The 23921-nt window shown below is 76.1% G+C and carries 30 protein-coding genes and 1 riboswitch; of the genes, 21 read left to right on the plus strand and 9 right to left on the minus strand.

From position 1 onward, the window contains the following. Positions 1 to 76: 76 nt before the first annotated feature. Complete coding sequence (locus tag ACPCUX_RS06780) at positions 77 to 1318, minus strand: SLC13 family permease (RefSeq protein ID WP_423388425.1); 1242 nt, start codon at positions 1316 to 1318, stop codon at positions 77 to 79. Between the two features lie 162 nt (positions 1319 to 1480). Here ACPCUX_RS06780 and ACPCUX_RS06785 point away from each other — a divergent pair, with 162 nt between their 5' ends. The 8 genes from ACPCUX_RS06785 (at position 1481) to ACPCUX_RS06820 (ending at position 8624) form a co-directional block, all read left to right on the plus strand. After that, on the plus strand, positions 1481 to 1885 hold the full coding sequence (locus ACPCUX_RS06785; RefSeq protein ID WP_114553290.1) for a metalloregulator ArsR/SmtB family transcription factor: 405 nt from the start codon (positions 1481 to 1483) through the stop codon (positions 1883 to 1885). Next, positions 1882 to 2934, plus strand: coding sequence for a cation diffusion facilitator family transporter (locus tag ACPCUX_RS06790; RefSeq protein ID WP_423388426.1), 1053 nt, complete (start codon positions 1882 to 1884; stop codon positions 2932 to 2934). The genes ACPCUX_RS06785 and ACPCUX_RS06790 overlap by 4 nt, the downstream gene beginning before the upstream one ends. Before the next feature lie 47 nt (positions 2935 to 2981). Next, a complete protein-coding gene (locus ACPCUX_RS06795) occupies positions 2982 to 4625 on the plus strand; it encodes an ATP-dependent DNA ligase (RefSeq protein WP_423388427.1) in 1644 nt (547 codons plus the stop codon). Positions 4626 to 4764: 139 nt separating this feature from the next. Beyond that, on the plus strand, positions 4765 to 5418 hold the full coding sequence (locus tag ACPCUX_RS06800; protein WP_211932548.1) for a fasciclin domain-containing protein: 654 nt from the start codon (positions 4765 to 4767) through the stop codon (positions 5416 to 5418). 144 nt (positions 5419 to 5562) lie between these two features. Then, positions 5563 to 6441, plus strand: coding sequence for a DUF4397 domain-containing protein (locus tag ACPCUX_RS06805; protein WP_085386999.1), 879 nt, complete (start codon positions 5563 to 5565; stop codon positions 6439 to 6441). Further along, complete coding sequence (locus tag ACPCUX_RS06810) at positions 6438 to 7160, plus strand: class F sortase (RefSeq protein ID WP_396049859.1); 723 nt, start codon at positions 6438 to 6440, stop codon at positions 7158 to 7160. The genes ACPCUX_RS06805 and ACPCUX_RS06810 overlap by 4 nt, the downstream gene beginning before the upstream one ends. Before the next feature lie 89 nt (positions 7161 to 7249). Beyond that, entirely contained in the window at positions 7250 to 7831 is a 582-nt protein-coding gene (locus ACPCUX_RS06815; RefSeq protein ID WP_423388428.1) for an RNA polymerase sigma factor, read from the plus strand. Further along, positions 7815 to 8624, plus strand: a complete 810-nt coding sequence (locus tag ACPCUX_RS06820; protein WP_396049857.1) for an anti-sigma factor — start codon at positions 7815 to 7817, stop codon at positions 8622 to 8624. Before ACPCUX_RS06815 ends, ACPCUX_RS06820 begins: the two co-directional genes overlap by 17 nt. Before the next feature lie 29 nt (positions 8625 to 8653). Here the strand turns inward: ACPCUX_RS06820 and ACPCUX_RS06825 are convergent, their stop codons facing one another. After that, complete coding sequence (locus ACPCUX_RS06825; RefSeq protein ID WP_085388598.1) at positions 8654 to 9232, minus strand: dihydrofolate reductase family protein; 579 nt, start codon at positions 9230 to 9232, stop codon at positions 8654 to 8656. Positions 9233 to 9310: 78 nt separating this feature from the next. On the opposite strand from ACPCUX_RS06825, the gene ACPCUX_RS06830 reads away from it, so the two are divergent. Continuing rightward, positions 9311 to 9883 (plus strand): TetR/AcrR family transcriptional regulator, encoded by a 573-nt coding sequence (locus ACPCUX_RS06830; RefSeq protein ID WP_043652855.1) that lies wholly within the window; start codon positions 9311 to 9313, stop codon positions 9881 to 9883. Between the two features lie 32 nt (positions 9884 to 9915). Here the strand turns inward: ACPCUX_RS06830 and ACPCUX_RS06835 are convergent, their stop codons facing one another. Beyond that, positions 9916 to 11868: a BTAD domain-containing putative transcriptional regulator gene (locus ACPCUX_RS06835; protein WP_423388429.1), complete on the minus strand. Its 1953-nt coding sequence runs from the start codon at positions 11866 to 11868 to the stop codon at positions 9916 to 9918. A 135-nt stretch (positions 11869 to 12003) separates the two neighbouring features. Here ACPCUX_RS06835 and ACPCUX_RS06840 point away from each other — a divergent pair, with 135 nt between their 5' ends. Further along, entirely contained in the window at positions 12004 to 12876 is an 873-nt protein-coding gene (locus tag ACPCUX_RS06840) for an alpha/beta fold hydrolase (protein ID WP_114552896.1), read from the plus strand. A gap of 16 nt (positions 12877 to 12892) precedes the next feature. Here ACPCUX_RS06840 and ACPCUX_RS06845 read toward each other — a convergent pair whose 3' ends face one another. Then, positions 12893 to 13522, minus strand: coding sequence for a PAS and ANTAR domain-containing protein (locus ACPCUX_RS06845; protein ID WP_423388430.1), 630 nt, complete (start codon positions 13520 to 13522; stop codon positions 12893 to 12895). A gap of 197 nt (positions 13523 to 13719) precedes the next feature. Here ACPCUX_RS06845 and ACPCUX_RS06850 point away from each other — a divergent pair, with 197 nt between their 5' ends. The 11 genes from ACPCUX_RS06850 to ACPCUX_RS06900 all read left to right on the plus strand — a co-directional run bounded on the left by ACPCUX_RS06850 (position 13720) and on the right by ACPCUX_RS06900 (position 21523). Continuing rightward, entirely contained in the window at positions 13720 to 14430 is a 711-nt protein-coding gene (locus tag ACPCUX_RS06850) for an ANTAR domain-containing protein (RefSeq protein WP_085386994.1), read from the plus strand. 100 nt (positions 14431 to 14530) lie between these two features. Next, positions 14531 to 15547, plus strand: a complete 1017-nt coding sequence (locus ACPCUX_RS06855) for a zinc-binding dehydrogenase (protein WP_114552898.1) — start codon at positions 14531 to 14533, stop codon at positions 15545 to 15547. Positions 15548 to 16241: 694 nt separating this feature from the next. Then, positions 16242 to 16568 carry a hypothetical protein gene (locus ACPCUX_RS06860; protein WP_423388431.1) on the plus strand — a complete coding sequence of 109 codons (327 nt, stop codon included), beginning with the start codon at positions 16242 to 16244 and terminating at the stop codon, positions 16566 to 16568. Positions 16569 to 16650: 82 nt separating this feature from the next. Next, complete coding sequence (locus ACPCUX_RS06865; protein WP_021482216.1) at positions 16651 to 16965, plus strand: DMT family transporter; 315 nt, start codon at positions 16651 to 16653, stop codon at positions 16963 to 16965. 2 nt (positions 16966 to 16967) lie between these two features. Further along, the gene (locus tag ACPCUX_RS06870; protein ID WP_043657296.1) at positions 16968 to 17381 is read left to right on the plus strand and encodes a DMT family transporter; all 414 of its coding nucleotides are present in this window, start codon (positions 16968 to 16970) and stop codon (positions 17379 to 17381) included. Between the two features lie 136 nt (positions 17382 to 17517). Beyond that, positions 17518 to 18171, plus strand: coding sequence for an ANTAR domain-containing protein (locus ACPCUX_RS06875; protein ID WP_051028361.1), 654 nt, complete (start codon positions 17518 to 17520; stop codon positions 18169 to 18171). A gap of 52 nt (positions 18172 to 18223) precedes the next feature. Continuing rightward, positions 18224 to 18730, plus strand: coding sequence for a hypothetical protein (locus ACPCUX_RS06880; protein ID WP_043657299.1), 507 nt, complete (start codon positions 18224 to 18226; stop codon positions 18728 to 18730). Then, positions 18727 to 19956: an NRAMP family divalent metal transporter gene (locus ACPCUX_RS06885; RefSeq protein WP_076404205.1), complete on the plus strand. Its 1230-nt coding sequence runs from the start codon at positions 18727 to 18729 to the stop codon at positions 19954 to 19956. The genes ACPCUX_RS06880 and ACPCUX_RS06885 overlap by 4 nt, the downstream gene beginning before the upstream one ends. Further along, positions 19953 to 20393, plus strand: coding sequence for a hypothetical protein (locus ACPCUX_RS06890; RefSeq protein WP_396049847.1), 441 nt, complete (start codon positions 19953 to 19955; stop codon positions 20391 to 20393). Before ACPCUX_RS06885 ends, ACPCUX_RS06890 begins: the two co-directional genes overlap by 4 nt. Further along, positions 20390 to 20803 carry a hypothetical protein gene (locus ACPCUX_RS06895; RefSeq protein WP_085386989.1) on the plus strand — a complete coding sequence of 138 codons (414 nt, stop codon included), beginning with the start codon at positions 20390 to 20392 and terminating at the stop codon, positions 20801 to 20803. Before ACPCUX_RS06890 ends, ACPCUX_RS06895 begins: the two co-directional genes overlap by 4 nt. Positions 20804 to 20917: 114 nt before the next feature. Next, positions 20918 to 21523, plus strand: coding sequence for a flavodoxin family protein (locus tag ACPCUX_RS06900; RefSeq protein WP_034652636.1), 606 nt, complete (start codon positions 20918 to 20920; stop codon positions 21521 to 21523). Positions 21524 to 21533: 10 nt separating this feature from the next. Here the strand turns inward: ACPCUX_RS06900 and ACPCUX_RS06905 are convergent, their stop codons facing one another. The 5 genes from ACPCUX_RS06905 to ACPCUX_RS06925 form a co-directional block, all read right to left on the minus strand. Next, entirely contained in the window at positions 21534 to 21854 is a 321-nt protein-coding gene (locus ACPCUX_RS06905; RefSeq protein WP_034652607.1) for an ArsR/SmtB family transcription factor, read from the minus strand. Further along, positions 21851 to 22336 (minus strand): SRPBCC domain-containing protein, encoded by a 486-nt coding sequence (locus ACPCUX_RS06910; protein WP_085386988.1) that lies wholly within the window; start codon positions 22334 to 22336, stop codon positions 21851 to 21853. The genes ACPCUX_RS06905 and ACPCUX_RS06910 overlap by 4 nt, the downstream gene beginning before the upstream one ends. Positions 22337 to 22436: 100 nt before the next feature. After that, positions 22437 to 22814 carry a fluoride efflux transporter FluC gene (locus tag ACPCUX_RS06915; protein ID WP_396049842.1) on the minus strand — a complete coding sequence of 126 codons (378 nt, stop codon included), beginning with the start codon at positions 22812 to 22814 and terminating at the stop codon, positions 22437 to 22439. Further along, positions 22811 to 23257 carry a FluC/FEX family fluoride channel gene (locus tag ACPCUX_RS06920; protein ID WP_396049840.1) on the minus strand — a complete coding sequence of 149 codons (447 nt, stop codon included), beginning with the start codon at positions 23255 to 23257 and terminating at the stop codon, positions 22811 to 22813. Before ACPCUX_RS06920 ends, ACPCUX_RS06915 begins: the two co-directional genes overlap by 4 nt. Further along, positions 23245 to 23805, minus strand: a complete 561-nt coding sequence (locus ACPCUX_RS06925; RefSeq protein ID WP_423388432.1) for a universal stress protein — start codon at positions 23803 to 23805, stop codon at positions 23245 to 23247. Before ACPCUX_RS06925 ends, ACPCUX_RS06920 begins: the two co-directional genes overlap by 13 nt. Before the next feature lie 41 nt (positions 23806 to 23846). Then, positions 23847 to 23921: riboswitch (Fluoride riboswitch) on the minus strand.

A 23921-nucleotide genomic window follows, 5' to 3' on the forward strand; every position in this document is an offset into this window, starting at 1 on the left:
ACGCAGCCCGCGTCCGGAGATCTCGTCTCGTCTCCTCGCGCGGGCTTCGTCATGACCGCTCGGCCGTGATGCCGGGTCACGTCGGCCGGGTCAGCACCACGACGGCGACCCCCGCCGCGACGGCGAGGGGCGCGAGCACGAGGCCCTGGCGGATCACGTGCCACGCGGGCGGCGCCTCCTGCCCGAAGGTGTGACGGCGGTACTGCTGCCACCACAGCACGGTCGCGAGCGACGCCCAGGGCGTGATCAGCGGCCCGGCGTCGACCGCGACGAGCAGGGTCGCGAGCCGCTCGACGTCCTCGCCCGCCGCGGGGAGCAGCGCGAGGAACGCGGGCAGGTTGTTCACGAGGTTCGCCGCGACCACGCCCGTCGCGGCCAGGCGGGCGAGGTCGCCCGGCCCGGTCCCCGTGCCCGCGACGGCGGCGAGGAGGTCGCCGAGCCCGTGCGCGTGCCAGGTCTCCACGACCACGAACAGCGCCGCCACGACCACCGCGGACCTCCACGGCAGCATCTCCCGCACCGGCACGAGCGGGCGCACGCGCCGCCACCACGTCGCGAGCGCGAGCACCGCCGCGCCCGCGAGCGCCGTCGGCGCGACGGGCAGCTCGAGCGCGAACGCGACCGCGAGGAGCACGACGACGGCCCCGGTGACCCGCAGGAGCACCCGGTCGGGCGGCGTCGGGCCGGGACCCACGAGGTCGAACCGTCCCCGCAGGTGGCGACCGTGCAGCGCGAGCAGCACGACGACCGTCACCACGAGGACCGCGAGCGCCGGCGCCCACATCACCCCGACGTACCCGGTGCCGAACCGGTCCGCGGCGAGCAGGTTGGTGAGGTTCGAGACCGGCAGGAGGAGCGACGCCGTGTTCGCGAGCGCGAGCACGGTGAGCGCGAGCGGCAGCGGTCTGGTGCCCGTGCGACGCGCGAGGGCGAGCACGACGGGCGTGACGAGCACCGCCGTCGTGTCGAGCGACAGCACCACGGTGCTGGCCGTCGCGAGCAGCACGACGAGCACCCACAGCACGATCCGCCGACCCCCGGCGAGCCGCGCCGCCCGGGCGGCGACGGCGTCGAACAGGCCCGCGCCCGCGCACAGCTCCGCGACCACCGTGATGGCGAGGAGGAACACGAGGACCGGCCCGGTGCGCACGAGCAGGTCGCGCGCGTCCGCCGCGGGGAGCAGCCCCGTCGCGGGGAGCGCGACGACGACCACCGCGGCGAGGAGCCACGGCGGCAGGCGACGGCGGCGTCGCCGGTGAGCCGTGCCCGCGGCGGCGCCGGAGTCCGCGCCGACATCAGCGGGAGGCTCGGTCGTCACGGCGGTCACTGTACGACCGGTGCGCCTCGCTCGGCGGTCCGGAGGCTCGTGCCCTCGCAGCCATGGGGGCGCGCTGCTCCGCCCGTGAGGCGTCGTGCACCGCGAGACCGACGGGGTCGTCCGAGCAAGGACGGGGGTCAGCCGGACCGCTACTATCTGCGTATGCGTGAAGATACGAAGGGTTGCACCTTCGGTACCGAGAGCCCCTACGTCGAGCTCGCGGCCGAGGTGTTCTCGCTGCTCGCCGACGCGACGCGGGTCCGGATCGTCCTCGCCCTGCGAGACGCCGAGCTCCCCGTCAACGCCCTCGCCGAGGTGGTGGGCAAGTCACCGACCGCGGTCTCCCAGCACCTCGCGAAGCTCCGGTGGGGCCGGATCGTCCGTGCGCGCCAGGAGGGCAACCGCGTCTTCTACTCGCTGATCGACGAGCACGCGCGCACGCTCGTGACGCAGGCCGTCTTCCAGGCGCAGCACGCGGTGGACGACCACCCGCAGCATCACGCCGACGGCGCGCACCGGGCGGCGGAAAAGCCGGCCGCGGGCAGTGCGGACGAGGCCGCGCGATGACCGCGCCGCGGCCGGCCGTCCTCGGCCACGACCACCCGCACGACCACGACCACGACCACGACCACGACCACGACCACGACCACGACCACGACCATCATCACGACGCGCACCCGACGGGCCTGCGCGGCTGGCTGCACGAGGTGTTCGTGCCGCACTCCCACGACGCGGCCGACTCGATCGACGACGAGCTCGTCGCCAGCGGCCAGGGCATCCGCGCGGTGAAGGTCTCGCTCGTGGTCCTCGGGCTCACTGCGCTCGCGCAGCTCGCCATCGTGGCGGTGAGCGGGTCGGTCGCCCTCCTCGCCGACACGGTGCACAACCTCTCCGACGCGCTCACGGCGGTGCCGCTGTGGATCGCGTTCGTGCTCGGCCGTCGTGCCGCGACGCGCCGGTACACCCACGGCTACGGCCGGGCGGAGGACCTCGCGGGCCTGTTCATCGTCGCGATGATCGCCCTCTCGGCCGTCGTCGCAGGCGTCGAGTCCGTGCGGCGCCTCGCCGACCCGCAGCCCGTGGAGAACCTCGGGTGGGTGGTCGCCGCGGGCGTCGTCGGGTTCGCCGGGAACGAGGCCGTCGCCGTCTACCGGATCCGCGTCGGGCGCCGCATCGGCTCCGCCGCGCTCGTCGCCGACGGCGTGCACGCGCGCACGGACGGGTTCACCTCGCTCGCGGTCGTGCTCGGCGCGCTCGGTGTCCTCGTCGGCGTCCCCCTCGCCGACCCCGCCGTCGGCCTGCTCATCACCGTCGCGATCCTCGTCCTCCTGTGGGGCACCGCGCGCGACGTCGGCCGTCGGCTGCTGGACGGCGTCGACCCCGCGCTCACGGACCGCGCCCGCCGCGCGCTCGACGCGGTGGACGGGCTGGACGGCGTGGACGACGTCCGTCTGCGCTGGGCAGGGCACCGGCTCACCGTGCAGGCGCGCGTCCTCGTCCCGCCCGAGACCTCGGTCGCCGTCGCCGACCGGACGTCGGCCCGCGCCGACGACGCGCTGCGGCACGTCCTGCCGTCGGTCGGGCGGGTCGACGTCGTGGTGGCCCCCTCCCCCTGAGCGCGCCCCGGCGGGCGAGGCGTGGGTGGTCGGCGTGAGGATGGGGCATGCTGCTCGCCGAGGTCGCCGCCACGTCCGACGCCGTCGCCGCCACGCGCTCGCGCCTCGCCAAGCGCGCGGCCATCGCCGACCTGCTGCGGCGCGTCGCGGACGACGCCGAGGCCGGGAGCGCGGAGGTGGAGATCGCCGTCGCGTACCTCGCGGGCGAGCTGCGCCAGCGCCGCACCGGGCTCGGGTGGCGGTCGCTGCGCGACCTCCCCGCGCCCGCGGAAGAACCCGGCCTCACGCTGACCGACGTCGACACCGCGTTCGCCCGCATGGCGGACCTCTCCGGCCCCGGGTCGTCGACCGCGCGCCAGGCCGAGGCGGCCGCCCTGTTCGGCGCTGCGACGGCGCGCGAGCAGTCGCTCCTCGCCGGACTGGTCTCGGGCGAGCTGCGCCAGGGCGCGCTCGACTCCGTGGTGGTCGACGCCGTCGCCGAGGCTGCGGGCGTCCCCGCCGACGCGGTGCGGCGCGCGGTCATGCTCGCGGGCGCGACCGGGCCGGTCGCCCGCGCCGCGCTCACGGCGGGCGGCCCGGAGGCCGCGACGGAGGCGCTCGCGGCGTTCCGGCTCACCGTCGGCCGCCCGGTGCGGCCGATGCTCGCGCAGTCCGCACCCGACGTCGGCGCCGCGCTCGACAAGCTCGGGGCCGCGCCGGGCGACCCGTCGGGCACCGCCGTCGCCGTGGACGTGAAGCTCGACGGCATCCGCATCCAGGTGCACCGCGACGGCGACGACGTGCGCGTCTTCACGCGCTCGCTCGACGACATCACCGAGCGCGTCCCCGAGATCGTCGCGGCCGTGCGGGCGCTCCCCGCCCGGGCGCTCGTCCTCGACGGGGAGGCGCTCGTCGTCGGGCCCGACGGCGTCCCCCGCCCGTTCCAGGAGACCGCCGCCCGCTCCGCGACGCAGGGCGAGCGCAGCGCCGCCGAGGAGGCCGAGCTCGCGGCCTCGCTCGAGCTCTCCCCGTTCTTCTTCGACGTGCTCCACACCGACGGCCGCGACCTGCTGGACGAGCCGCTGCGCGACCGGCTCGCGGTGCTCGACGACCTGCTCGCCGACGCCGCCGAGCCGCTCGTCGTGCGGCGCCTCGTGACCGACGACGCCGCGGCCGCGACCGCGTTCTTCGACACCGCCGTCGCGGAGGGCCAGGAGGGCGTCGTCGTGAAGTCGCTCGGAGCGCCCTACGCGGCCGGGCGGCGCGGTGCCGGCTGGGTGAAGGTCAAGCCGCGGCACACGCTCGACCTCGTCGTGCTCGCCGTCGAGCAGGGCTCCGGCCGGCGCAGCGGGTGGCTGTCGAACATCTGGCTCGGCGCGCGCGACCCCGACGGCGGGTTCGTCATGCTCGGCAAGACGTTCAAGGGCATGACCGACGAGATGCTCGCGTGGCAGACGCAGCGCTTCCGCGAGCTCCAGACCTCCGACGAGGGGTACGTCGTGCACGTGCGCCCCGAGCAGGTCGTCGAGATCGCGTTCGACGGCCTCCAGCGCTCGACCCGCTACCCCGGCGGGCTCGCGCTGCGCTTCGCGCGCGTCGTCCGGTACCGCGACGACAAGACGGCGGCCGAGGCCGACACGATCGACACGGTCCGCGCGCTCGCACGCTCGCTCGGGGGCGGCACGACGGAGGCGCCAGACACGGAGGGCTGAGCGGGCGGCGCGTCGAGCGCGTCAAGAAGTCGTCGGCGGTGGGTGCATCCGCGGGCGGCGGTCCGGGTGAAGGAGAGGTGGACGCCGCCCGGCGTCCGACGGCGCACCGCCGTCCCGTGCACGACGAAGGGACTCGACGATGAACCTCCGACGCACGCTCACCGCGGCGGGAGCCGCGCTCCTCGCCCTGACCGCCGCGGCCGCACCGGCCGTCGCGGCACCGGCCCCCACGACGGCGCCGCCGTCGGGCACCGCGAGCCTCGCCTCCGTGCTCGCGGCCGACGGCGACACGTTCGACCGCAACTGGTACGACTTCGACATCGTCGACCAGGCAGTGGCCGCGGTCCTCGCCGCCAAGCCGGACAGCCCCGTGGCGGTCCTGGCCGACGGCACGGTGCCGCTCACCGCGTTCCTGCCGAACGACCGGGCGTTCCAGCTCCTCGCGTTCGACCTCACGCACCGCTGGCAGCCCACCGAGGAGCGCGTGCTCACCTCGCTCGCCGGCGCGGTCGGCATCGACGCGATCGAGCAGGTCCTGCTGTACCACGTCGTCCCCGGCGCGACGATCGACTCCGGCACCGCGCTGCGGTCCGACGACGCCGTCCTCACCACGGCGCAGGGCGCGACGTTCCGGGTCGACGTGCTGAGCAAGCGCCTCGCCCTGGTCCGCCTCGTCGACCAGGACCGCAACGACCTCGACCCGTTCCTCGTGAAGAGCAAGCTCGACCTCAACAAGGGCAACGTCCAGATCGCGCACGGCATCAGCGCGGTGCTGCGGCCCCAGAACCTCTGACCGGTCCCCCGTGCCCGGCCCCGCACCGCGGGGCCGGGCACTTTTTTTGATGCGTGTGCATCCAGATCCGCACCTGCGGGGGAAGAGGGAGTGTCAGCAGATCGAGCGCCCGGGACGGACCGGGCTCGACCACCGGAGGACACCATGCACCGCACCGCACGACGCACCGCCGCGCTCGCGGGCGCAGCGACCCTCGTCGCGCTGGGGGCCGTCGCGCTCCCCGCCCAGGCCGCCACCGACGACGGCGCCTCGCTCTCCGTCCTGCACGGCGTGCCGGACACGCCCGTGGACGTCTGGGTGAACGACGAGCTCACCCTCGACGACTTCCAGCCCGGCGACCTCGCGGGTCCGCTCGACCTCCCCGCCGGGACGTACACGGTCGCGATCACGGCGCCCGACGCGACGGACACGAGCTCCCCGGTCATCGGCCCGGTCGACCTCCAGCTCGCGGGCGGCACGAGCTACACCGCCGTCGCGCACCTCGACGCGGGCGGCCAGCCGACCGCGACGCTCTTCACGAACGACACGAAGCCCACGGCCGCGGGCCAGGGCCGGCTCACCGTGCGCCACGTCGCCGCGGCGCCCGCGGTCGACGTCCTCGCCGGCGGGGAGGCGGTCGTGACCGGCCTGGAGAACCCGAAGGAGGCTGTGCTCGACCTACCGGCCGGCACGATCTCGGCGACCGTCGCCGCCGCGGGCACCACGGAGCCCGTGCTCGGCCCGGCCGACCTCACGGTCGCCGAGGGCGTCAACACCATCGCGTACGCGTGGGGCAGCCTCGAGGACGGCAACCTCGCCCTCGCGACCCAGACGGTCGAGGGCCTGCACTCGTCGCCGTCGGGCGTCCCGGCCGGGCTCTCGGGCCTCGCGGCCGACGCGCCGAGCAGCACCGCGACGGGCGTCGCCATCGCGTTCGGTGCGTCGCTGTTCGGCCTGCTTCTCGTCGCGGCCACCTTCATGCTGGCGCGCGCGTGGCGCCAGCAGCACGCGGCCCACGCCGTCCGGAGCGACCGGACGGCATGACGCAGCGCACGACCGCCGGTCCCGCGCGCCCCGCCCGGGGCGCGCGGGCCGGCCTCCGGACCCTCCTGGGGGCGGTGCTCGTCACCGCAGCGGTCGTCGGCGGATGCTCCCTGCCGTCCGCCGACGGGTCTGCCGACGGACTCGGACCGTCGGCCGACCCCCTCCCCACCCCGGCCCCCCACCAGGGCGGGGAGGCGACCGCGGGGACGCCCGGGCCGGCCCGGGACGCACCGGTGCCGGTGCGCCCGGCCCGGGACGTCCCGGCTCCCCCGCCGCCGGCACCCGCACGGGTCGTCGTCGGTGACCTCGGGATCGACCTGCCCGTCGAGCCGGCGGGCGTCGACCCCGAGGGGCGGATGGCGCTGCCGGGCTCCGGCGACGTCGCCGCGTGGTACCGGTTCGGGCCGGCCCCGGCGAGCCCCACCGGGACGACCCTGGTCGCGGCCCACGTGGACGACCCGGACGGCGTCGGGCCGTTCGCGCGGCTCCGCGAGATCACGACGGGCGCGAGCGTCGACGTCGTCGACGCGACGGGCACCTCGTACACCTACACAGTGACCGACATCAGGAGCATCGCGAAGCCCGACGTGCCGCTCGACGCGCTGTTCGACCGCGACGGCGAGCGCCGCCTCGTCCTCGTGACGTGCGGCGGCCGCTGGGACGCCGAGCGACGCTCGTACTCGGACAACGTGATCGTGACCGCGGTCCCGTCGCGGTGACGTCCCGCACGGGCGCTACGATCGCTGCTACCCGCTCGCCGCTGCCGCTCCGGGCGGTCGGCACCGACCCTCGAGGACCCGCCCTGAACGTGACCGAGACCGGGACCACCGACCCGGACCTGTGGCGCCTCGGCCGCGACTTCGCCGACGGCGACGAGCAGGCGCTCGCCGAGGCCTACCGGCGCTGGTCCGCGCTCGTGCACACGATCGCGCTGCGCTCGCTCGGCACGCGCGCCGACGCCGAGGACGTCACCCAGCAGGTCTTCGTCGCGGCCTGGCGGGGCCGGTCCCGGTTCGACCCCGACCGGGCCCGGCTCCCGGCCTGGCTCGTCGGGATCACGCGGCACACGGTGGCCGACGCGCACGAGGCCCGGTCGCGGGTCCGCCGGTCGGAGGGGGCCGCGGCCACGACCGCCCCGGACGCGGGCCGCGCGGCGAGCGAGGACACCGACGTCGGACGTGTCGCCGACCGCGTGCTCCTCACCGAGGAGCTGCGACGGCTCGGCGACCCGGGGCGGACGATCCTGGAGCTCGCGTTCTTCCGCGACCTGACGCACGTGCAGATCGCCGAGGAGCTCGGCCTGCCGCTGGGTACGGTCAAGAGCCACGTACGACGAAGCCTGATCCGGCTGCGCGACCGATTGGAGGTGGACGGTGCAGCACATCGATGACGAGACCCTCGCGCTCCTCGCGCTCGGCGAGGACGTGCTCGACGACGACGCGCGCGCGCACCTGTCCTCCTGCCCGGAGTGCGCCGACGCCGTCGCAGGGCTCGCGCGCGTCGTCGACGCGTTCGACGGCGCGGACCCGGCGGACGAGCTCGTCGCCCCCGACGCCGCGGTGTGGTCGCGAATCCAGGCCGAGCTCGGCCTGACGAGCGCCGCCGCCGCTCCGCCCGTCGTCGCCCCCGCGGCGGTCACCGACGCTCCGGCCGCGCCGACGCTCCCGCAGGGCGCAGCCGAGCCCGGGACGGAGGACGGCGTCGCGACCGGCACGGCCGTCGTCGTGCCGCTCGCGTCGCGGCGCCGACGGGTCTGGGTCCCGGTCGCGGCGGCGGCTGCGGCCGCGCTCGTCGTCGGCGGCGTGGGCGGCGTCCTCTGGGAGCGCCGCGAGGTCGAGCCGCCCGAGACGACGGTCGCGAGCGCGACGCTCGACCCGCTGCCCGACTGGCAGGGCGCGAGCGGCGACGCGCGCGTCGAGGAGCGGCCCGACGGGCGGCGCCAGGTCGTCGTGACGGTCGACGCGCCGGCGCCCGACGGCACGTACCGCGAGGTGTGGCTGCTCGCGGAGGACCTGAGCGGCCTCGTGAGCCTCGGCGTGCTCGACGGCGCGGAGGGCCGCTTCGACGTGCCCGACGGCCTGGACCTCGCCGAGTTCCCGGTGGTCGACGTCTCCGAGGAGCACTTCGACGGCGACCCGTCCCACTCGGGCGACTCGGTCGTGCGGGGACCGCTCGACGTCTAGGTGCACGGTCGTCACGGCGGGACCGTCGCTCACGCCCGCGCGTACTCCGCGAGCGTGACGCCGGAGCGGAACGTCTGCGTGCCCGTCGATCGCCAGGAGAGGGGCGCGTAGTCCCGCTCGCCGAACAGCGGGACGCCGGCGCCGAGCATCATCGGGTTCACCTTGAGCGCGAGCCGGTCGATCTCGTCGACGAGCACGGCGGCGAGCGCTCCCCCGCCGCACAGCCAGATCCCCTGGCCGTCCTCCCGCTTGAGCGCGCGGACCGTCTCGACCGGGTCGGCGCCGGTGAACAGCACCCCCTCGCTCCCCTCGGGCGCCTCGTGCGTGCGGGTGAAGACGATCTGTCGCAGGTGCCGGTAGGGGTTCGGCAGGTGGTGGTCGGGGAGGCCGACGGCGTAGGTGTTCCAGCCCATGAGGACGGTGTCGAAGGGGCCGTCGGCGACCGGGAGCCCCGCGGCCTCGGCCAGGTCAGTCGGCGCCGTGCCGCGGTACCGGGACCAGATGGGCGCCATGTGGTCGCCCTCGGCGAGGAAGGCGTCGAACTCGCCTCCCGGACCGGCGATGTACCCGTCGAGGCTCACGGCGACGTAGTAGGTCAGCTCGCGCATCATGTCTCCTGACAACTACAGATGAAGTGGTTGCCGGTGAGACTACAACAGGTGCAGTGGTTGCGATAGCCTCGGCGCATGGCGAAGAACACCGCACGGCGCAGCGCCCTGGCGGACGCCGGGATCGCCGTGCTCGCCCGCGAGGGGTCGCGCGGCCTGACGCACCGCGCGATCGACGACGAGGCCGGGGTCCCGACGGGCACGACGTCGAACTACTTCCGGAGCCGAGACGCCCTCGTCGCAGGGCTCTTCGAGCGCATCGGGGAGCGGCTCGCGCCGACACCCGAGGACCTCGCCCGACGCGCGGCCCAGACGCCCGACCGCGCGCTGTTCGCGGACTACCTCCGCGACATCGTGCGCCGGTTGTCGACCGACGCCGACGTCACCCGAGCCCTGTTCGAGCTGCGGCTCGAGTCCGGCCGTCGGGGCGAGCTCGCGGCCGTGCTCGGCCCGTGGCTGCGCGCGGGATTCGAGGCCGACGTCGCGTTCAACCGGTCGGCCGGCCTGCCCGGCGGACGCCGGGAGATCGCCCTGTTCCACTACGCGATCGACGGGCTGCTCCTCGACCGTCTCACCACGCCGATCGACCCCGACATCCCGACCGACGACGTCGTCGACGCGCTCGTGGCGGGGTTGCTCCCGGAGCGCTGAGCGGCCTCACGCCCGCCCCCGAACGGCCGCCCCTACGACGCGCGGCGCTCGTCGAGCCGGTCGAGCCAGCCGCGGACAGGCCCGAGCGAGACCAGGCCCGACCCGGCCCCGGCGAGCTCATCGGGGGTGCGGGCGAGCGCGCGTCGGGCCTGCCCGGCGAGCGCGCGGTCCCCGAGCCGCAGGGCGGTCTCCGCGCGCAGCGCCCACAGCAGCTCGCGCAGGTGGTCGGCGGGCGGCTCGGGCGCCGCGAGCGCGAGCTGTGCGGCGGCGTCGGGGTCGCCCGCGTCGAGCACGAGCAGCGGCTCCGCCCACGGGGCGTACGGGCCGAGGTCGGCGATCTCGATCCCGGCGAGCGGGCGCCCGTGCCGCACGCGCACGGTGAGGAGCGCGAGCGGGAGCAGCCCGTCGCGCACGCCGGGCATGCGCACCCCGGCGAGCCGGTCGTCGGCGGCGCGGTACGCGCGCGCCGCGGCGTCGGGCGGGGCGGTCTCGGCGTCGCGCATCGCCCGGTACCAGGCGGTGAGCATCGGGACCACGGGCGACTCGTAGCCCGCCGCGACGTCCTCGGCCGCGGCGGCGTGGGCGTCGGCGCCAGGGAACCGGCCCGCGCCCGCCGCCGCCTGCATCCGGACGAGGTGGCCGAGGATCGCGAAGGTCGGGAGGTCGTGGTCCTCCGCCAGGGCGACCAGCTCGGCGCCGGTCCGGTCCCGCTCGGGACCGGCGCCCGGCCGCTGGAAGGACTGGAGGAACCGCGCGTTGAGCGCGAGCGCGAGCGTCGCCGGGTCGCCGAGGTCGCGCGCGATCCCGACGGCGTCCTCCGCCGCGGCCCGCGCCCACGCGTCGCGCGTCCCGCGGTGCTCGATGCCGACCACCGCGAGCAGACGCGCCCGCAGCACCGGGGGCGCGTCCGGGCCGAGGCGCCCGAGGGTCCGCCGCGCGACGCCGACGAGCGCGTCGGCCGCCGCCGGGTCGTCGCTCCGGGTCCAGACGGCCGGGACGTCGTACGCGGTGACGGTCCGCGCGGCGAGCACCGGGTCGCCGGTCGCCTCGGCCGCGAGCGCCGCGGCGACGCGCTGCTCCTGCGCGGTCGCGAGGTGGTCGCCCCCGGCGACGGCGAGCGTGCGCGCGACGTCGACCGTGGACCGCAGGTGCGTGCGCGAGCCGGTGGGGGCCGTGACGGCGAGGCGCGGCCCCGGCGTCGGGCCGTCGAGCGACGCCGCGTGGCCGAGCACGTCGCGCTCGAGCCGGACGAGCTCGGGACCCGGGTCGAGGCCGAGCTCGTCGGCGAGCCGGCGGCGCGCGCGCCGCAGGACGTCGAGCGCGTCCGCCTGCCGCCCGTCGCGGTACAGCGCGAGCGCGAGCAGCGCCCACGCGTGCTCGCGCCACGGGTGCGCGGCGGCGTGCGCGTCGAGCACGACGACCGCCTCCGCGGCCCGGCCCTCGCCGAGCAGCGCGTCCGCGAGCAGCTCGACGGCGCGCGCGTGCACCTCGACGAGGTGCCGGCGCTCGGCCCGCACCCACTCCCGGTCCGGCAGGTCGGCGTACGGCTCGCCGCGCCAGGCGGCGACGGCGTCCGCCAGCGCGCGCGTCGTGCCCGACGCCGCGTCCCCGGCCCCGGGAGACGCGCTCGCCCGGGCGACGGCCGCCTCCAGGCGCGCCGCGTCGAGCGCGTCGTCCGGGAGCCGCAGCGCGTAGCCGCCGTGCGCGGTGACGAGGACGCGCGGGGGCGTGCGCGGCGCGCGCCTGGGCTCCAGGCGCCGCCGCAGGTCGCCGACGAACGTCGCGAGCGCGCCGCGCCGGTCGCCCGTCCCCGCGCCGGGCTCGTCCCAGAGGTCGTCGGCGAGGCGGTCGAACGGCACCGGGCGCCCGCGCGCGGCGGCGAGGCGCGCGAGGAGCTCGCGCTGGCGCGGTCCGCCGGGGTCGACGTCCGCGCCGTCGCGCAGCACGCGGACCGGCCCGAGCACCTCGACGCGCAGCTCCACCACCCCGCCATTCTCGCCGCACCGGGGCACGGATCGGGCGGCACTGATCGGACGCTGATCCGCCGCCCGAAGGATGGCGACGAACCGGCCGGGCACAGCCCCGGCACGGCCGAGAACCGCTCCGAGAGAGGACACCCCATGCACATCCCCGGCTTCGAGACCCGCACCGTCGAGGTCGCGCCCGGCGTCGCGCTGCGCGCCGAGACCGCGGGCGAGGGCACGCCCGTCGTGCTCCTGCACGGCTTCCCGCAGACGCGCCACATGTGGCGGCACGTCGCGACCGACCTCGCGCGCGACCACCGCGTCGTCGTGCCCGACCTGCGCGGCTACGGCGAGAGCGCGAAGCCCGCCGCCACGACGCCCGACGTCTACGCCAAGCGCACCATGGCCGCCGACGTCGTCGCGCTCGCCGACGCGCTCGACGTCGACCGGTTCGTCCTCGTGGGCCACGACCGCGGCGCGCTCGTCGCGTTCCGCGCGGCGCTCGACCACCCCGACCGCGTGAGCCACCTCGGCATCCTCGACGTGGTGCCCACGCTCGACACGTGGGGAGTGCTGCACGGCGTGGACGCCGCCGTCGCGTTCCACCTGTACCTCATGGCGCAGCCCCCGGGCCTGCCGGAGACGATGATCCGCAACAGCGCCGACGCGTTCTTCGGGTCCTTCCTCGACGCGTGGACGCAGGACCCGGCCGCGATCCCCGCCGACGTGCGTGCGCACTACCTCGCGTCGAGCCGCGACGCGGTCGACTCGATCGTGGCCGACTACCGCGCGACCGCGACGGTCGACGTCGAGCACGACCAGGCGTCGCTCGACGCGGGCGACCGGCTCGCGATGCCCGTCGCCGTGGTGCAGCAGGACTGGGGCGCGCAGCTCGGGTACGACGCCGCGGGCGTCTGGCGGCGCTGGGCGCCCGACCTCGAGCACCTCACGACGACGGCGGGCCACTTCATGGCCGAGGAGGCGCCGGGCGACGTCGCCGCGGTCGTCCGGTCGCTCGCACGGCGCTGACCGCCCGGCCCGGCGCCTACCGCAGGAGGGACACGACGCGCCGGGCCCGGTCCGGGCTCGGCGTGGTGCCCTCCTCGACGACCCGCCGGGCGAGCTCCCGCAGACGCACGTTGCGGTCGTTCGAGACGCGCTTGAGGAGCCCGAACGCCTGCTCCGTCCCCACCCCGAGCGCGGCGGCGACGACGCCCTTGGCCTGCTCGATCGGTCCGCGGCTGCGGGCCGCGGCCGCGATGTCGCGCTCGGCCTGCTGCTCCGCCCGGTCCCGGACGGCGACCGTCACGTCGACGAATCTGCCCATCAGCTCGACGACCCGGCCGGTGTCCCGGTCGCGACGGCCGTGCCCGACGAGCACGAGGACCCGCTCCGCGCCGCGCGCGTCCATGATGCGGTGCATGCTCGAGAACGGCTCCCCGTCGACGCGGGCCCGCTCCAGCAGGTCGCGGACGCGGTCGCGGTCGTCGGGGTGCTTGTGGGCGAGCACGAGCGACGTCGTGGGCACGACCTCCCCGGGCTCGAAGCCGTGGAGGCGGTACGTCTCCGGCGACCACCACCAGACGTCGGTCGCGAGGTCGACCCGGAACTGCCCGGGCGTCGTGCCGTCGCCGAGCGAGACAGGGTGCAGCGGTGCGGGGTTCTCCACGGACATGGGTCGTCTCCGTCGTCGTTCAGCGGGGTGGTGAGCCAGGTCCAGACTCGACTCCGGGACTCTAGCCCGGTGGCGGTTTCCTGCAACCGGTCCGGGGACAGCCCGGACCGGAGCGCGTCGGAGCGTCGGTCCACCGCCGACGAGCGAGTGTGGGGTGCGCTGTCAGACTGACCGTGCACGAGGTAGGGAGGCACACCGTGGGCGCCGCGCCGGATCTGCTGGAGCTGCTCTCGCGCGCCCTCTCCCGGGCCGACCGCAGCCTGCCCCTCGCCACGCGGCTGTGCCAGGCGTCCGCGACCGTCCTCGGAGCCCGGAGCGCGGCGCTGACGGTCGCGCCGACGGCGGAAGACCGGCTCACCGTGTCCACGGCGGACGGCCTCGCGGCCCGCATCGAGGGGCTGGGCGAGGTGATCGGTGAGGGCCCGGTCCAGCGCGCCCTCTCGGAGGACCACATCGTCGTCAGCGGGGCCGACGACGGCCGCGACGAGCACGACTTCCCCGTCTTCTCCCACGCGGTCGAGGCGATCACGGGCCAGGGCGCGTACCACGCCGTGCCGATGCACGCGGGAGGGCGGGTCGTCGGCGTGCTGAGCATCGTCACCTCCTCCCGGACGCTGGCGCGGGGACCGGAGGAAGTACAGCTCCTCGCCGACACCGTCGGGCTCTCCCTGCTGGGCGACCTCGACTCCTTGGACTGGGCGCCCCGCGCGGAGGTCCACCAGGCGACCGGCATGGTCACCGCCCAGCTCCGCATCCCGCCCGGCGACGCGCTCGCGGTGCTCCGGGCGCACGCCTACGCCCGGTCCACGACGCTCGACGACGTCGCCGACGAGGTCGTCACCAGGAGGCTCAGCTTCGCCTACGACGAGGAGCACGCCGTGCAGACGCTCCGGACCGACGACGGCTGACCACAGGCTCTCGACGGCCGCACGGGCCCCGCGCCGCCAGCCGCCGTAGGCTCGACGACGTCCCGACCGCCCACCCGCCCGCCCGCCCCGAGGAGCCCCCGTGCGCGCGACCGTCATCCACGCCCCCTACGACGTCCGCGTCGAGCAGCGCGACGACCCGCGCCTGCTCGCGCCCACCGACGCGATCGTGCGCGTCGAGGCCGCGTGCGTGTGCGGGTCGGACCTGTGGACGTACCGCGGCGTCAACCGGGTCGAGCACCCCGTCGCGATGGGGCACGAGTACGTGGGCACGGTCGAGGAGGTCGGCGCGGACGTCCGGACCGTGCGCCCGGGACAGCTCGTCGTCGGGTCGTTCTTCGCGTCCGACAACACGTGCCCGATCTGCCGGGCCGGGTACCAGACGTCGTGCGTCCACCGGGAGCCCGTGCGCGGCGCCCAGGCCGAGCTGCTGCGCGTCCCGCTCGCGGACGGGACGCTCGTCGCGACGCCCGAGCGGCCCGACGACGACCTCCTGCCCGCGCTGCTCACGGCGTCGGACGTGCTGGGGACCGGGTGGTTCGGCGCGCGTGCGGCCGAGGCCGGCCCGGGCAAGACGGTCGTCGTGGTGGGCGACGGCGCCGTCGGGCTGCTCGCGGTCCTCGCCGCGGCGCAGCTCGGCGCCGACCAGGTGATCGCGATGAGCCGGCACGCGCCGCGCCAGGAGCTCGCGCGCGCGTTCGGCGCGACGGAGGTCGTCGCGGAGCGGGGCGACGAGGGCGTGGAGCGGGTCCGCGAGCTGACCGACGGGCTCGGCGCGCACAGCGTCGTCGAGGCGGTGGGCACGCAGGACTCCATGAGCCAGGCGCTCGGTGCCGTCCGGGCGGGCGGGCACGTCGGGGTCGTCGGGCTGCCGCACGGCGTCGACCTCCCGGCGGTCGACATGTTCTACCGGCACGTGCACTGGTCCGGCGGGCCCGCGCCCGTGCGCCAGTACCTGCCCGAACTGCTCGACCTCGTGCTGGAGCGGCGCATCGACCCCGCGCGCGTGTTCGACCTCGAGCTCTCGCTCGACGACGCGGCCGAGGGCTACGCCGCGATGGACGAGCGGCGCGCGATCAAGGCGCTGCTGCGCCCCTGACCGCGGCCGACCGCGGCTGCTAGGGTGCCCGCGTACCGCATCGCGTGGCGGCCTTCCCAGCTCATCCTTTTGCCTGGAGACAGCCGCATGTCTGCACGTCCCCGTGTCCGGACCTTCCGTCGCGACGACCGCGACCAGCTCACGGACCTCGTCAACTCCCACCTCTCCGCCGTCGTGCCGGGCGCGCGGCTCTCGGTCAACAGCGTGCTCGGGAGCCTGGAGCGCCAGCCCGACGAGCACGTCGTCGACCCGTGGGTCGTCGAGCGCGCGACGTTCGTCGTCGAGTCCCGGCACCGGGTCGTGGGCGCCGCGCACCTGCACCGGTTCACGGCCGGGCCGGAGGCGAGCGACGACTACCGCGACGCCGGCCTCGTGCAGTGGCTCCTCCTCACGCCGCCCGACGACGAGGACCCGGAGCAGTCCGCCGAGGCCCGCGCGGCCGCGGACGCGCTGACGGCCGCTTGCCACGCACAGCTCGCGGCGTGGCAGGTGCGCGTCGCGTACGCGGACGGGCAACTGCCGTTCGCGGGCGTCTACGGGGTGCCGGAGCAGTGGCCGCACGTCCGCGAGGCCCTGGAGCGCGCGGGCTTCCGTCCCGGAGAGCACGCCGAGACGGTGCTGCTCGCCCCGACCTCGGCGCTCCCCCGCGCCGGACGACGTCGCCCTGCGGCGCACGCTCGGCCCCGGCGGGGGCGTGCGGTTCACCGCGCACCGCGGCACGGAGACGGCCGCGTACGTCGAGCTCGACACGACCCTCGGCCGCGCCGAGCGACAGGCCGCGACGGGAGGCACCGCCGAGCTGGTGGACCTCGCGCCCGGCCCGGGGGCCGACGACGCCCTGCTGGCCGGGGTGCTGGCCAAGGCCCGGGCGTGGCTCGAGCTCGCCGGGGTGCACCGTGTCCTGGTCGGCACGGACGCGACGGACCACGAGGAGATCGCCCAGCTGCGCGCCTGGGGGTTCCGCGAGCTGACGACCGTGAGCCGCGGCTGGCGGCTGGAGAGGTCGAATGTGGTACGTTAGTACCAGAGTTGCGTCGAGGTAGCTCTGCGGACGAGGGAGCAGTACCCGCACGGACAAGACTGACTCAGGAGGGTTACTTGTCATGGCTTGGCTCGTCCTGGTCCTCTCGGGCCTGCTCGAGGCAGTGTGGGCCACCGCACTCGGAGCGTCGGAGAACTTCCGCCGGTGGCGCCCGACCGTCGTCTTCTTCGTCGCCATGTCGCTGAGCATGGTCGGTCTCGCCTGGGCGATGACCACGCTCCCCACCGGCACCGCGTACGCGGTGTGGGTCGGGATCGGCGCGACGCTGACCGTCGTCTGGGGCTTCGTCACGGGCAAGGAGCGCGCCACCGTGGCGCGCGTCGGCCTGCTCGTGCTGCTCGTCGGCTCCGTCATCGGGCTCAAGGCGGTGAGCTGACCGTGCCGTGGATCATCCTGCTCGTCAGCGCCGTCTTCGAGGCCGTCTGGGCGACGGCGCTCGGCACGTCCGACGGGTTGTCCGTCCTCGGGCCGTCCGTCGTCTTCTTCGTCGCGCTCGCGCTGAGCATGCTCGGCCTCGGCTGGGCGACCAAGCACATCCCGATCGGCACCGCGTACGCGGTGTGGGTCGGGGTCGGCGCGGCGCTCACCGTCACCTACGCCATCCTCACGGGCGACGAGTCCGTGAGCGTGGGCAAGGTGGTCTCCATCGCCGGGATCATCGCGGCGGTGGTGGGCCTCAAGCTCGTGCCGTCGCGCCCGGGGCGGGCGGCCGAGAGGGCTTCCGGCCCGGAGGCCGACGCGTCGGCCGACTCCGCGCGGGCGCCCGCGGGAACGGCCCCGGACCGCCCGTAGCGCGGCGTCGAACCGCTCCGCCGCGCCCCTGAGCACGGGATTCGTCGCTCGGGGGCGCGGTGCGGGAGCATGTGCGCCGGGGCGACGGGGTCATGCAGCGGCCCGGACGCCGCCCTCGAGGCCGCAAGGAGCAGAAGTGAACGGTTCGGCCGACGCCGCCCTCTCGACGTGGGTGCCCTCTCCCGGCGCCGTCGCCGCCGGGGAGTTTCGGTACTACCCGGAGGAGGACCGGTGGTGGTGGTCGGACCCGCTCCTCGAGCTCTTCGGCTACTCCCCCGGTGAGGTCGTCCCCACGACGGAGCTGCTCCTGTGGCACCACCGGGCCACGGGCAAGGACCGTGCGCAGACGCTCACCGCCATCGCGCGCGCCGTGTCCGGCGAGGCGCCGGTGCAGGTGCAGGTCATGCGGGACGCGAGGGGCCGGGAGTGCGCGGTCATCGTGCTCGTGGACGTCGCCTGGACCGACCCGACCGGCGTACCCGTCGCCCGGGGCGTCGTGCTCGACGTGACGAGCGTCGTCGGCGTCGGCGCACGGGCCCAGGCGAACGAGCAGATCGGCCTGTGGGCACAGTCCCGCGCCGCGATCGAGCAGGCCAAGGGCATCATCGCGCTCGCCTACCGCGTCACCCCCGACGCCGCGTTCGCGTCGCTCCGTCGCTCGTCGAGCCTCGCCAACGTCAAGGTGCGCGACATCGCCGAGTCGGTCGTCGCCGTCGCGCAGGACCTGCCGGCCGGGGCCGACCCGCGACCGGCGCTCGACCGCGTGCTCGCGGGCGTCCAGGCCGCCTGACCGCCGGCCCGTCCGGGTGCAGGCCTCCCGGAGCAGCGGCACCATCGCTGACGTGGGACGTCGTGCGCGCATCACCCGGTCCGGGGCCGCGCTCGGGCTGCTGCTCGGGCTCGCGCTCGGCACGACGGTGGGCTGCACGGCGAGCCGGCAGGAGCCCGGCCAGGCGACGGCCGCCGTCGCCGACGCGGTCGCCCAGGCCGGGTCGGCGGTCGAGACGACGCGGCTCACCGTGCGCCTGCTCGACGCCGACCGTGTGACGACGCCCGTCGCGGACGCCGCCGTGCTCGACCAGGTCCGGGTCCTCGAGGAGTCCACGACCGCCCTGACCACCCTCGTGCCGCCGGACGACGTCTCGTCCGCGCAGCGCGACGCAGGCCTCGCGGCCGTCGCCGACGCGACGGCCGAGGTCGTCATCGCGCGCGCCTGGGTCGCGCGCGAGGCGGGCGGCGACCTGTCGGCCGCCGGGGCGGTGCCGCTCACGGCGTCCGAGCTCGAGGCCGACCTCGCGCGCGCGGCCGACGACCTCGACACGGTGCTCGCCCTGGCGGGTGGCGCGTGAAGCAGCTGCTCGGTGTCGCGCTCGGCATCCTCACGGCGATCGGCGGGTTCGTCGACATCGGCGACCTCGTCACGAACGCCGTCGTGGGGTCGCGGTTCGGCCTGTCGCTCGTGTGGGTCGTGGTCGTGGGCGTCGTCGGGATCTGCCTGTTCGCGTCGATGTCGGGCCGCGTCGCGGCGGTGAGCGGGCGCGCGACGTTCGAGATCATCCGCGAGCGCCTCGGCCCGCGGGCGGCGGGCGCGAACCTCGCGGCGTCGTTCGCGATCAACCTCCTCACGCTCACCGCGGAGATCGGCGGCATCGCGCTCGCGCTGCACCTCGCGAGCAGCGTCGAGCCGCGCCTGTGGATGCCGGTCGCGGCGCTCGCCGTCTGGCTCGTGCTGTGGCGCGTGAAGTTCCAGGTGATGGAGAACGTCGCGGGCCTGCTCGGGCTGCTGCTCGTGGGGTTCGGGGTCGCGCTGTTCCTGCTGGGACCGGACTGGGGCGAGCTGCTGCGCCAGGCGGTGCCGCCGTCGCCCCCGGAGACGGAGCACGTCGCGACCTACTGGTACTACGCCGTCGCGCTCTTCGGCGCCGCGATGACGCCGTACGAGGTGTTCTTCTTCTCCTCCGGGGCCGTCGAGGAGGGCTGGACCGCGAAGGACCTCGCGCAGAACCGCGTCAACGTGCTCGTCGGGTTCCCGCTCGGCGGGCTCCTGTCGGTGGCGATCGCGGCGTGCGCGGCCGTCGTGCTGCTGCCCGCGGGCATCGAGGTGTCGTCGCTGTCGCAGATCGTGCTGCCCGTCGCCGAGGCCGGGGGGACGCTGCTGCTCGCCGTGGTGATCGTGGGGATCGTCGCGGCGACGTTCGGCGCCGCGCTCGAGACGGCCCTGTCGAGCGGGTACACGCTCGCGCAGTACCTCGGCTGGTCGTGGGGGAAGTTCCGCCGCCCGGCGCGCGCGGCGCGCTTCCACCTGACGATGGTCGTCGCGCTGCTGCTCGCGGTGGCGATCCTCATGACGAGCGTCGACCCGGTGGCGGTCACCGAGATGTCCGTCGTGTTCTCCGCGGTCGCGCTGCCCCTCACGTACGTGCCGATCCTCCTCGTGGCCAACGACCCGGAGTACATGGGCGAGCACGTCAACGGGCGCGTGACCAACGCGCTCGGCATGGTCTACCTGGTGATCGTCGTCGTCGCGGCCGTGGCGGCGATCCCCCTGATGATCGCGACGGGAGCAGGGTCATGAGCCGGGACGCCACCCCTTCGACGGGGGTGCGCGTCGTGGACGCGCGCCTGCACCTGCTGAGCCGTCAGGTGCTCGACGTCGACGGCGAGCCGGTCACGACCGTCGACGACCTGGAGCTCGTCGCCTCCCCCGCCGCGGACGATGCCGCGCCCGACGGCTCGCCGGGCGGCGGCCCGCGGGACGCGGTGCCCGGCGAGCCGGCGGAGGTCGGCGCGGTCCTCACCGGGCCGGTGCTCGTGACGCGCCTCCTCGGCGGCCGCCCGCCCGCGTCGCGCTGGGAGCGCGTGCCGTGGTCCGACGTCGGGCACGTGGGCACGGCGCTCGAGCTCACCGTCCGCGCGGACTCGCTCGACCTGCACTGGACCGAGGACTGGCTGCGCGAGCACGTCGTCGGCCGCATCCCGGGTGGGCGGCACGACCCCGAGGAGGAGTCGTGATCCTCGGCGACCTGCTCGACGCGCGCGTCCTCGGGCCCGGCGGGGAGGACCTCGGGTTCCTCGTCGACGTGCGCCTCGCGCTCGACACGCTGCCCGACGACGGCCCGCCCGCGGGCGGGGCCGACCCCGACGACGCGCACCCCGAGGACCGCGCGCTGAGCGATCAGGTGCGACGGCGCAGCCGCGTCGGGCGCGCGCGGGTCGTCGGGATCCTCGTGAGCCCACGGACCGGGACGTCGTTCCTCGGGTACGAGCGCACGGGCGTCACGGCGCCGTGGCCGGTGCCGCAGCTCGTGCGGCGTCGGCACCGCGGCACGTTCCTCGTGCCGTGGGACGACGTCGCCGCCGTCGGGCAGGGCGAGGTCCGGCTCGCGCGCGGCTACCGGCGCCAGGACGCCGCCCTCCCCTGACGACGCCGCGCGTTGCGAGCGGCGCGCGGCCCCGTGACGCTGGACGGGACGGTGGAGCCAGCCGCCGCCGGCCGTCCCGGGCGGCACGACCGCCCGGCGCCACGGGAGGACCCCATGAAGGCGCTGTTCGTCAGCTGCACGCTCAAGAGCTCTCCGGAGCCGTCCAACACCGAGGCGCTCGGGCGCGTGGTCGCCGAGGCGCTCCAGGACCGCGGGGTCGAGGTCGAGCACGTCCGCCTCGTCGACCTCGCCGTGCCGCCCGGCGTCGTCACCGACGTCGGGGAGGGCGACGAGTGGCCCCGCGTGCACGAGCGGCTGGTCGCGTCGGAGATCCTCGTGGTCCTCACGCCCACGTGGCTCGGGCGCCCGTCGTCGCTCGCCCAGCGCATGCTCGAGCGCATGGACGCGATGATCTCCGAGGAGGGGCCCGACGGGATCCCGGTCGCGTACAACCGGGTCGCGGGGGTCGTGGTCACGGGCAACGAGGACGGCGCGCACCACGTCATCTCGGAGGTGAGCGGCGCCCTCGCGGACATCGGCTACACGATCCCGGGGCAGGCGTGGACCTACTGGAACCAGGGCCCGGGGCCCGGGCCGGACTACGTCCAGACCGGCCACGGCCACGAGTGGGCGCGCGAGACCGGGCGCCTCATGGCGCACAACCTGCACGCCGTCGCGTCGGCGCTCGCGGCGCACCCCGTCCCCGCTCCCGGCTCCTGACCGACGACCGCTACGCCTCCGCGATCCGCTTGATCGCCGCGAGCCGGCGGTCCCACGCCGCGCCGATGGCCTCGAGGGCGCGCGCGGTCTCGCCGAGCCGCGTCCCGACGGCCCGGTGCCGGACCTCGCGCCCGACGCGCACCGACTCGACGAGCCCGACCTCCGCGAGCACGGCGAGGTGCTTCGCGATGGCCTGCCGGCTCACGGGGAGCCGCTCGGCGAGCGCGGACGCCGAGAGGTCCGCGCTGCCGAGCTCCTGGAGGATCCGCCACCGGGTGTCGTCCGCGAGCGCGGAGAACACGGGGGCGAGCTCCGTCGCCGCTGCGCTCACGCGTGCCCGCCCTCGGCCGCGAGAGCGCCCTCGAGGAGCTCGACGAGCTCGTCGAGCTCGCTCGTCCACCCCTGCCGGTGGCTCTCGAGCAGCTCCTCGGGGTCGGCGGTGCGCTCGAACCCGGTCTCGACGACGCGCAGGACGGTCGTCGGGCCCTGGGGCTCGAGCGTGAAGCGCGCGACGGTCGACGTCGTCTCGTCCACGGGCTGCCCCACCGGGGTCCCCCACCGGAAGGCGAAGGTCGTCGTGGGGTCGTACTCCTCGATCCGCACCTGGACGTCGGGGACGTCGGGCCAGCTGAACACCCCCTCGCCACCGACGCGCAGGTCGGGCAGGGACGTACGCTGACCGAACCAGCGGCTGATGAGGTCCTCCTGGGTGAGCGCCGCCCAGACGCGGGCAGCCGGGGCGTCGATCGTCACGGTCCGGGAGACGGTGTACGACGCCGGGTCGACGACGGCCGGCTCGTTGGTGGTGGTCATGGTGCGTCCTCTCCGTGGGGAAGGTCTCGCTGTGCAACTCCACAGTTGCACAGCGCCGGGTCGGGGCGCAACCCCCGGGTTGCACCGGGCCCGCGACGACTCACCCTCCCCCGAGCGCGATCCCCGCCACGGCGGCCGCGAGGCACACGAGCAGCATCCCCAGCGCGTGCAGGAGCGCGACCGCGCCGCGACCCGCGAGGAGGAGCCGCGCCCCCTCGACGGACGCCGTCGAGAACGTGGAGTACCCGCCGAGGAACCCGACGCCGAGCACCGCCACGACGTCCCCCTGGCCCGGGTGCGTCGCCCCCCAGCCCGTGAGCAGCCCCAGCAGGAAGCAGGCCGTCACGTTCACCGCGAGCGTGCCGAGCGGCGTCGACCAGCGGTTGTGCCGCGCGACCACCGTGTCGAGGAGGAACCGGGCCGCCGCACCGAGCCCGCCCGCGACGGCGACGAGCAGCAGGTCGGGGACCCCCGTCACCGCGCGCCACCGTCCCGGGCGACGCGTCGCCGTCGGGCCGCGGCCGCGAGCGCGACGCCGCCCACCGCCGCCGCGACCCCCAGCGCGACGCTCCCCAGCGCGTAGGCCGCGCCGAGGGCGGCGTGCCCGCCGCTCGCGAGGCGCTCGACCTCGACGACGAACGTCGAGTACGTCGTGAAGCCCCCGAGCACGCCCGTGCCGCACCCGAGCCGGACGGCGCGGCGCCGACCCGAGTCGGGGCCCGCGCGCAGCAGCGTCTCGAGCAGCGCACCGAGCACGAACGAGCCGACGAGGTTGATCCAGAACGTCGTCCACGGCCACGCTCCCGGCACGGGCGCGAACGCCTGCTCGAGCAGCGCGCGCGCCGTCGTGCCGACCGCTCCCCCGGCCGCGACGAGGCCCGCGAGCGCGAGCAGCGGGGTCCGGCGCGTCACCTCTCCCACGGGGTGCGGATCTCCTTCCAGTCCACGACGGCGAGCGGGACCGTGAGCACGGGACGGTGCTGGTGGTGGGCCAGGTGCACCGCGACCGACCCCTCGACGAGCTCGCGCACGTGCGCGAGCGAGCCCGGCGCGCGCGAGCCGACGACGATCACCGCCGCGTCGACGGCGCGCGCGAGGTGGGTCAGCGCGCGGTCGGGCCGCCCCGCGAGGTAGCGCAGCTCCCACGGCACGCGCACGTCCGCGAGCTCCGCGCCGACCTCGGCGCGCAGGCGCTCGGCGGTGTCCTGCCAGGCGTCGTCGGCGGAGTCCGGGTCGAGGGACGCGTGCGTCACGGACCCGTCCGGGTGCTCCTCGACCACGGCGCGCGACGCGTCGGCGTACGCCGCGACGAGCCGGGACCCGGCGGCGTCGGCCCAGGCCGCCGCCGTGCGGACCACGAGCGGGTCACCGCCCGGGACGACGCCCACCACCACGGCGTGCCCCGCGAACGGGACCATCCGGTCGAGCGCGGGCTGGGGCACCGGTCCCGCGTGCGGGCGTGCTCTCATGCGGCCTCCTCCCGCGGGCAGCGCCCTGCCCGCCGACGTGCGACGAGTCAGGAACCATCAGCCCTGGCGGCGGTTCGGGCGGCTGCGCCCCGGCGGGATCCATCACCGCTCCCAGC

The sequence above is a fragment of the Cellulosimicrobium sp. AB352 genome (assembly GCF_049538415.1).
Classification (GTDB): domain Bacteria; phylum Actinomycetota; class Actinomycetes; order Actinomycetales; family Cellulomonadaceae; genus Cellulosimicrobium; species Cellulosimicrobium funkei.